Source organism: Neobacillus drentensis (genome assembly GCF_036965645.1).
In the GTDB taxonomy this organism is placed as follows: Bacteria; Bacillota; Bacilli; order Bacillales; family Cytobacillaceae; genus Neobacillus; species Neobacillus drentensis_D.
The window spans coordinates 1-7,952 of the sequence record NZ_JBALPZ010000108.1 but is presented as its reverse complement, the minus strand read 5'-3'; the positions used below and the strand labels follow the sequence as shown (position 1 = coordinate 7,952).

The following is a 7,952-nucleotide window of genomic DNA, read 5'->3' as shown; positions in this document are numbered from 1 at the left end:
CCGCAGGAGTCGAGCTTATCCGCTCCAATCAACATTGTCTCGAAATCAACAGTAACCTCTAACACAGCCAACATATAAAAAGAGCGATTAACAGAATCGCTCACTCATCTATTTCTTTTTTTCAATTCATAAAGTGTTCGCTTCATTTCTTTTTCAAGATTACTAAAAAAATTTTCTAATCCCTTGGTGGCCCCGGAATCCAAAAGCCTCTTACCTGTTAAGCCCAGGGCCCCCGAAACCTCACCTTTAGCCTTACAAAGGATTTGGGTTCCGCTTTGATAATCTTTAAACAAAAGTATGGCATTTCCGTTCAGTTCTCCTAAGCTGCCATGCCCTTTTATTTTTAGCCGTAATGTGACTGGCGCCTTCTCTTCATCCAGTTGGACGTCAAAATTAAAAAGATCATGAAGGGGTCCCAGATGAATATCGATTTCCCCCTTGTAAACACCCGTTGATGTCTCTATAAAAGACTTGCATCCCTGTAACGAATTTTTTAAGAGATTTTCATTTTTGATATACTTCCAGACTATGGTTCTTGGTAACCCAAAGCGATACTGGTATTCGATTTCCACTGTTTCTCCTCCAATAGCCAACAGATTCATCATTTTTATCAGTTTATTCATTAATGGGCTCATTTGTTAAAACAAATTGGTCTGCGATTGGGCCTCATAAGAAAAGCTGACTCACAAGGCCGTTAGTCAACGACTTAGTGAGTCAGCTTATTTCTTACTTCTCTTTATTTTCCTCTTGAATCGGAGTCAGTTCTTCTGAGAATTCAGTTACTAAATTGGGCTTAGGCTGTATTCCCTTTCGAACTTCTGACTTGTCCTTCGTGCTCATCCGATATCTCATCACAAAATAAGAGGCTGTGAACAGGACTGTCATAACTATTCCGGCCACAAGCCCTGTCCCTTGGCCCGGAATTAACGGCATACTTAAAAGAACGACAACCAAGCTAATTAAAGCAATATACGAAGTATAAGGAAAGCCCTTTACTTGGCAGATGCCGTTTGGGGGACAGCCTGCCCTTTTGCGAAAGCGGATATGACTGGCCATAATCACCGCGTAAGTAAAAATTAATGTGAAGCCGCTCGTACTGATCAATACCAAATAGACCCTAGGGAACAAAAGGCCAAACCCTAAGCCAAAAAGCATAGCAAGACCGGAAAAAAGAATTCCGCGATAAGGCACATCTTTTTTATCTTTTAGCAATAGTGGGGCATGTCCTTCATCTACTAATGAACGAATCATTCGCCCCAGCCCAAAAATCGCCGCTAACATCGCTGATAAACTAGCTGAAATTAACACCCCATTGAGTGCGGAACCGGCCCATCCAATCCCCCATCGATCCAGTGATGCCACCATCGGACTTATGGTTTCATTTAATGCGGCTGTCGGGATCAGTGGTAATAGGACTGCGGCATACAAGATATATAGTCCAACTAGAGAAAATACGGTATAACGAATCGCCTTAGGAATGGTGTCATTTGGATTTCTTGCTTCTGAAGCGGCCAGTCCAATGATTTCAAAACCTGCATAGGCAAAAACCACGAGTAACATACTGCCCGCAATCCCCTTAATTCCTCCAGGCATGATGGACTCTCTCGCCAACTCCCCTGTTCCTATTGCTCTAGCGCCAGGCAGCAAGCCTGTAATTAAAACGATTGCGGTAAGGATAAAGAAAATAATGGCAAATATTTTCACTCCGGATAATCCGCTTACGATCTTACCGAATTTATCTGCCCCTAATAAATTGACCAAGGTGACTCCAATAATGAGAAAGCTGCCGAAGATAGCTATTGATAGATGGGGAAACCATTCACGGAGCAGGATGGAAATAGCGGTCGCTTCACTTGACATCGATAAAACGGTACCTGTCCAATACAGCCAGCCCACAACAAAGCCGAATCCAGGACCAAGTTCTCGAGCCGCGAAATTACTAAATGAGCCGACAGTAGGATCGGCTACTGTCATTTCAGACAATGCATAAAGAATTAAATAAACCAGGACGCCTGCTAAAATATAGGACAATAAAATAGATGGTCCAGCTGCATGGATGGCAACGGATGAGCCTAGAAAAAAGGAACCTCCAATGACACTTCCTAAGGCCATCATCGTTAACTGCCACGCGGACAGTCCTTTACTTTTTGTCTCCATTCAATGTTTTCTCCCATACTTTTAATTTTTCCTATAATATGACAAGGATATTATTAGCCTCCGTTTATAAATTGATTCTAGAAAGAGCAATTTGGGTCCGTCTGAAGAAACAATTATACACAAAGAAACCGCCCAAAATATGAGCGGCTTCTTCCCTTGCTTATGTTTAGATCTGTTGTTCATTACATATAAGTATGTTTGCCAGGTTATTCTCCATACATATGTTTACATATTCCTTTTCCAATTCATTTAGGGTCATCTCGTATAGATGCTTATTTTTAATCTTATACACCCCTGATTGGATTAATTGATCAATCAAAATTTGTCTTTTATCGTGGACAGCTTCCTGAAGTAATTCACTCACCCGAGAAAACCTCCATTCATAGACTTTTATTTTTGACCTCTGCCCTTCATTATACATAGTCCTATTTTAGAATATTGTCGAAACCACACCTCATCGTAAACTTTAACCATATTTTAATGAACGCAACCATTTTTGAATATGGACATATTGTTTTTTCAAGATATTTAATCTAATTGTTACAATGGTTCATTTTTGATGGTTGAAAAAATAATTGCTATACTTGGTTTTAGATTAAACTCTGTAGAGACCAAGGTGAATACCATGAAGAGATACACAAATTTAGATGGTGTCGAGAATAACAAAACGTTTAAAGACATGCGAAAGTGGCAAAAAGAAAGAAAATCCAAGACAAAAGATCTAACAGCCAATATTGAACAATCTCCTGAGAAAAAGATAATAGAATTGAATGAAAACAGGAGGAAGACCACCTATACCTGGATTGGCCATTCCACCTTTTTGATCCAGCTAAATGGCGTAAATATTTTGACAGACCCAGTCTGGGCGAAGAGGATGGGCTTTCAAAAGAGATTAACAGCGCCAGGAATCGCTATAGAGGACCTGCCAGAGATTGATTTGGTTGTGATTTCCCATGGCCACTATGACCATTTAGATTTTCCAACGTTAAAAAAATTAAAAGGCAGCCCTCATTATTATGTACCAGTTGGATTAAAATCACTCTTTTTAAAGAAGGGTTATCAAAATGTAACGGAGCTAAACTGGTGGGAAAGTGCCGAACATCAAGGCATTACCAGTCATTTCGTCCCTGCCCAGCACTGGACGAGACGGACATTGAATGATATGAATACGTCCCATTGGGGCGGATGGATCTTTCAGACGGGGAAGGAAACCTTTTATTTTGTAGGGGATACAGGCTATTTTAGCGGCTTTAAACAAATCGCTGAACGCTTTGAAATAGATACAGTGTTTATGCCAATTGGTGCCTATGAACCGGAATGGTTTATGGCCGTTTCTCACATTAATCCTGAGGACAGCGTGAAGGCCTTTCTGGAATTAAAGGCGAAAGCCTTTGTTCCGATGCATTACGGAGCTTACCGATTAGCCGACGATACCGGACCGGAAGCATTAGACCGCTTATACCGTGAATGGGAAAAACAGCAGCTTCCGAAAGAACAGTTAAAGGTTCTTTTACTAGGTGAAACGGTTATGTAATCCGAAGTTTGATTTTTAGATAGCAAGGAAAAAAACGAATGCCTAATATTTTTACAATGGAAATCAACCCCTACATATTTCTATTGTTTTCCTTGCTATAATGGAATATCAGGGAGTGAATGATATGAAGCTTTTAAAATACCTAATCTGTTTGGTTCTGCTTATAGGAATTGGTACTTCTATTTGGATTTACTATCCTCATTATCAACTTTATCAAATGAAAAAACACACCGTTAAAGCCAGCCAAACGAACAATCAAGTCTCTTATCTAACTTATTTTAAACACACAAAAGATGACACCTTGCACCATTTAGCTTTAGGAGATTCGATTATCCGCGGCGTAGGTGCCGGACAGAGTGAAAATATGGTGACACAATTTTCCAATTTACTGAGTGAACAGGCGCATAAAAAGATCGAGTCTGACAACCAGGGGATTAACGGTATTACGAGCGGTGAATTAAACCAGCTCGTCCAGACTGGAAAATTTGATGAGTCCATTAAGCAAGCTGATATCATCACCATCAACGTGGGCGGAAATGATATCATTCATGCTGCCAAGGGACTCGATCTCCAATCCGTTTTCCAGACATACGACGAGCTCCAGGCCACTTTCTCAAAGAATTTAACTGCCATTACGTCCAGGATTACTAAATTAAATCCTAATGCCACAGTTGTTTTTTTAGAATTATATAATCCGTTATCTCCTGATAACAAAATGTACGCACTTGCTGATAAACTGCTGCCAAAATGGAATGTCCATATTTATGAAGCGGCAAACCGTCTTCCCTCCTCGATTGTGATTGAAACCACAAAGGTGATTAACGGTGAGCACTTACAAAATTTATCAACGGATGGTGTCCATCCAAATTTAGCAGGCTATACCGCCATCTCCGAGCAAATGATTTACCAATTTAAACATCAATATCGAAAAACGTCCGCATAAAAAACGAAGGAGCGTCATCACTCCTTCGTTTTTTCCTGCGAACGTTTACACGTTCAAATAAAGTTTTTATTCACTCTTTTAATTCGTATTTCACTTTTATTCCGTCTTCTTTTCAGACGATTCATTCTTTCTTTTTCATACAAATAATGGACGATAAAGTAGGAAGCAACCCCAAGAATCAAACCAAAAATGGTCATTCCTATAAGTGCGTGAAATCCGCCATGGATTAGGCTTACTAAGCTATGGAAATCACCATGTAAGAGTTTTTGAAATGAAAAGTCTCCATTGTGTCCTATTTTTACCCTCATTGGAAAGATTAATTTCCCTAATTTTCTGGCAAAAGGTAATAAAATAACTGGCAGCAGTGTGAGTTTTCCGATCACATTTCCAATAATGGAAGCTGGGAGTGACCCTTTTGCTAAGCGGACAATGGGTACAAATAAAATATATATGAGAGAAGCGGAAGAAATCACTAACATCTCAAGACCAAATCCAATGGCAAATCCCAATGCCACCTTTTTGGCCCCGCCAGGAGACCTTAGAAGTTTTAAAAAGTTTAACTTAAAAGCACGTCCTAGACGCTGAAAGAGATTATGCTTTTTATGTTTTATGCTCATAAGTTAACCCTCCAACCGAATACAATAAAAGATTATAAGTTAATTATATTCCAAAAACGCTAAATAAACCAGAAGTACTAGTCAGGATATTGCTGGATTTTTGAATATTAATTAAAATTTAATAAAGGGAGGATGCATTTTCCAACTATCCTTATTAAGTGCTGCAGGATTTCTATAATCGTGCACCCAATTTTTTATAGAATATGCCAAATCGCTAATTATGTTCCAATTTCGGGACAATTTACCCAGAGTTTCATCCACATCCAATAAGAGTTACCTTCTTCTATTCTTCGTAAGTTCACAATTAGCATGTGTACTAAAACGAATTAGTGCTAAAATTATTTATTGTATGATGAAATTATCTCTAATTTTTGTAAAACAAAGGAGTCTCCACTATGTCACAAACTTTTAAAGCCCTGATTGTAGACAAGCATGAGGAAAAAATTACAGTGAATGTACAAAATCGATCTTTAACCGATCTGCCAGAAGGTGAAGTCCTCATTCGTGTCCAATACTCAAGTGTCAATTATAAAGATAGTTTAGCTAGTATCCCAAATGGCAACATTGTCACAAGCTATCCATTTGTACCGGGAATTGATTTAGCCGGAGTCGTTGTTTCATCCAGTGATGCCCGTTTTAAAGAAGGAGATAAGGTCATCGCTACCAGTTATGAAATTGGTGTCTCCCATTTTGGCGGGTACAGCGAATATGCACGAATTCCTGCAAAATGGATTGTTCCACTGCCAAATGGTTTAACTTTAAAAGAAGCAATGGTCATCGGTACGGCCGGCTTTACGGCTGCACTCTCCGTCCAACGCTTAGAAGAAAATAACGTTACACCAGCTAAGGGCAAGGTTCTCGTTACTGGTGCAACGGGAGGAGTCGGAAGCTTTGCTGTTTCCATTCTTGCCAATCTGGGCTATCAGGTCGAAGCTAGTACAGGAAAAACAGCGGAGCATGAATACTTGAAAACAATTGGTGCATCCGAAGTCATTCCGCGTGAAGTAGTTTTTGATGGAAAAATTAGAGCCTTAGGCAAGCAAAAATGGTTCGCTGCAGTCGATCCAGTCGGCGGGGAACCGCTTGCGTCGTTATTAAGTCAAATTCAATACGGGGGTTCCGTGGCAGCAAGTGGCTTAACTGCCGGGACTAAGCTGCCGGCGACCGTGTTCCCTTTCATCCTTAGAGGGGTTAATTTACTCGGGATTGATTCTGTTTACTGTCCTATGGAGACGCGATTAAAAATCTGGGATCGTCTCGCCTCCGATTTTAAACCCGCAAATCTAGAGGGGCTTATCCAGGAAGAAGTGTCCCTTGAGCAGCTTCCGGAGGTACTTCCCACGCTCTTAAAGGGGCAAGCGCGGGGGAGAATGATTGTAAGTTTAACCTAGAATTTTGTTTTCGCGGATAAATAGAAAAATCCTTGGTAAGTGGCTTAAAACTGCTGACAAAAACACCAATCCGAATTTTTTATAACGAAACATAAAGAAAGACTGCTTACTTACGAAAAGGAAGCAGTCTTTCTTTCATTCTTTACCGATATTTAGCCAGAATATGATTTTCTATCGGCAGATGTAATTCCTCAATCCCCTCAATGACCAATTTAGCAATATGCTCTGCCCCATATTCCTGAAAATGGGTTGGATCCTTAGCTCCTTGCGGGTAATTCGGATATTGGCCGGCTTTTAGCCATAAAAATAATTTCTTTGTTTCATCGGTACCCAGCTGTTGGTATAATCTTCTACTCTTTGCGGCTAAATCAATCACAGGGACGTTTTGCTCTCTAGCAAGGGCCTTCATGGCTTCTGGATAACGCCCGTGCGTATCCAATGCTCTGCCATCACTTGAAAAACTCATCCGTTGAACAGGTGTAATGAGAATGGGAATGGCCCCTTTTCTCCGTGCTCCATCAATATACTGTTTTAAATAACTCTTATAGGTTGTGTTTGGATTTGTGTAGAGATTTGGATTGTTAACTTTTTCATCATTGTGGCCAAACTGAATAAACAGATAATCACCCTTTTGAATGCTATTCAAAATCCAGTTCAATCTACCCTCATGGATGAAGCTTTTCGAACTTCTTCCTCGCTTTGCAAAATTCCGGACCGTTACTTGTTGGTCAAGCATGGTGGGAAGTACCTGGCCCCAGCCTGTACGCGGAAATAGTGAACTTGGATAGTCGGATACTGTTGAATCTCCAGCAAGATAGATGGTGAGAGGTGTTGGTGTTTGCTCTGCCATCGCGGGCTTTGGTGCCGCTTCTGTTCTAGTATTAACCTTGTAGGCGGCATAACCCGCTAGGATGACGAGCAGTGAGATAAATATAAGCTTTATGCCAAACCTTTTTTTCAACTTCTTTCCCCCTATAAAAAAGAACTATTCATGTAAAAATATTGTTCTTGTAACATTCCCAATCTATCCATTTTTACACCTTTTTTAGGTTTCTGTACAGCATTTTAATTCTTTTTACATAAGTTTTTCAGTTCTAAAATAAAAGCTGTGTTAATCTGGGATGTTGATTTCCGCTCCAGGCACGAGCGGTTCGCGGGCGGTCCGGGGAGCCTCCTCGGCGCTTTAGCGCCTGCGGGGTCTCCCCTGTACCGTACTCCCGCAGGAGTCTGCGTGCCTTCCGCTCCAATCAACATCGTTGCAAAATAAATAATAACGTTTAACACAGCCAAAATAAAAAAGAGGCTGGGAC

Annotated in this window: 9 protein-coding genes; 3 read left to right on the top strand and 6 right to left on the bottom strand. The window is 40.5% G+C overall.

The window, feature by feature from the left end:
- Positions 1-104: 104 nt before the first annotated feature.
- From V7266_RS19515 to V7266_RS19505, 3 genes are all read right to left on the bottom strand, one after another.
- Positions 105-623, bottom strand: coding sequence for an SRPBCC domain-containing protein (locus V7266_RS19515; RefSeq protein ID WP_335470121.1), 519 nt, complete (start codon positions 621-623; stop codon positions 105-107).
- Between the two features lie 103 nt (positions 624-726).
- Complete coding sequence (locus tag V7266_RS19510) at positions 727-2,157, bottom strand: amino acid permease (RefSeq protein WP_335470120.1); 1,431 nt, start codon at positions 2,155-2,157, stop codon at positions 727-729.
- A 166-nt stretch (positions 2,158-2,323) separates the two neighbouring features.
- Positions 2,324-2,521: a Fur-regulated basic protein FbpA gene (locus V7266_RS19505; RefSeq protein WP_335470117.1), complete on the bottom strand. Its 198-nt coding sequence runs from the start codon at positions 2,519-2,521 to the stop codon at positions 2,324-2,326.
- A gap of 261 nt (positions 2,522-2,782) precedes the next feature.
- On the opposite strand from V7266_RS19505, the gene V7266_RS19500 reads away from it, so the two are divergent.
- Both V7266_RS19500 and V7266_RS19495 read left to right on the top strand, forming a co-directional pair.
- Positions 2,783-3,691 carry an MBL fold metallo-hydrolase gene (locus V7266_RS19500; RefSeq protein ID WP_335470114.1) on the top strand — a complete coding sequence of 303 codons (909 nt, stop codon included), beginning with the start codon at positions 2,783-2,785 and terminating at the stop codon, positions 3,689-3,691.
- Between the two features lie 124 nt (positions 3,692-3,815).
- Entirely contained in the window at positions 3,816-4,634 is an 819-nt protein-coding gene (locus tag V7266_RS19495; RefSeq protein ID WP_335470112.1) for a GDSL-type esterase/lipase family protein, read from the top strand.
- A 53-nt stretch (positions 4,635-4,687) separates the two neighbouring features.
- On the opposite strand, the gene V7266_RS19490 is transcribed toward V7266_RS19495, so the two are convergent.
- Positions 4,688-5,251 carry a DUF2062 domain-containing protein gene (locus tag V7266_RS19490; protein ID WP_335470110.1) on the bottom strand — a complete coding sequence of 188 codons (564 nt, stop codon included), beginning with the start codon at positions 5,249-5,251 and terminating at the stop codon, positions 4,688-4,690.
- Between the two features lie 395 nt (positions 5,252-5,646).
- Here V7266_RS19490 and V7266_RS19485 point away from each other — a divergent pair, with 395 nt between their 5' ends.
- Entirely contained in the window at positions 5,647-6,642 is a 996-nt protein-coding gene (locus V7266_RS19485) for an NADPH:quinone oxidoreductase family protein (RefSeq protein ID WP_335470108.1), read from the top strand.
- 142 nt (positions 6,643-6,784) lie between these two features.
- Here the strand turns inward: V7266_RS19485 and V7266_RS19480 are convergent, their stop codons facing one another.
- The gene (locus V7266_RS19480) at positions 6,785-7,492 is read right to left on the bottom strand and encodes a rhamnogalacturonan acetylesterase (RefSeq protein WP_420491460.1); all 708 of its coding nucleotides are present in this window, start codon (positions 7,490-7,492) and stop codon (positions 6,785-6,787) included.
- A 215-nt stretch (positions 7,493-7,707) separates the two neighbouring features.
- Positions 7,708-7,952: hypothetical protein (locus V7266_RS19475; RefSeq protein WP_335470104.1), on the bottom strand; the 245-nt coding region annotated here is incomplete at its 5' end.

Bases quoted from the DNA above. Each gene is read 5' to 3' on its own strand.
- V7266_RS19515 (WP_335470121.1), bottom strand. From the start codon at position 623: ATGAATAAACTGATAAAAATGATGAATCTGTTGGCTATTGGAGGAGAA.
- V7266_RS19510 (WP_335470120.1), bottom strand. From the start codon at position 2,157: ATGGAGACAAAAAGTAAAGGACTGTCCGCGTGGCAGTTAACGATGATG.
- V7266_RS19500 (WP_335470114.1), top strand. From the start codon at position 2,783: ATGAAGAGATACACAAATTTAGATGGTGTCGAGAATAACAAAACGTTT.
- V7266_RS19495 (WP_335470112.1), top strand. From the start codon at position 3,816: ATGAAGCTTTTAAAATACCTAATCTGTTTGGTTCTGCTTATAGGAATT.
- V7266_RS19490 (WP_335470110.1), bottom strand. From the start codon at position 5,251: ATGAGCATAAAACATAAAAAGCATAATCTCTTTCAGCGTCTAGGACGT.
- V7266_RS19485 (WP_335470108.1), top strand. From the start codon at position 5,647: ATGTCACAAACTTTTAAAGCCCTGATTGTAGACAAGCATGAGGAAAAA.
- V7266_RS19480 (WP_420491460.1), bottom strand. From the start codon at position 7,492: ATGGCAGAGCAAACACCAACACCTCTCACCATCTATCTTGCTGGAGAT.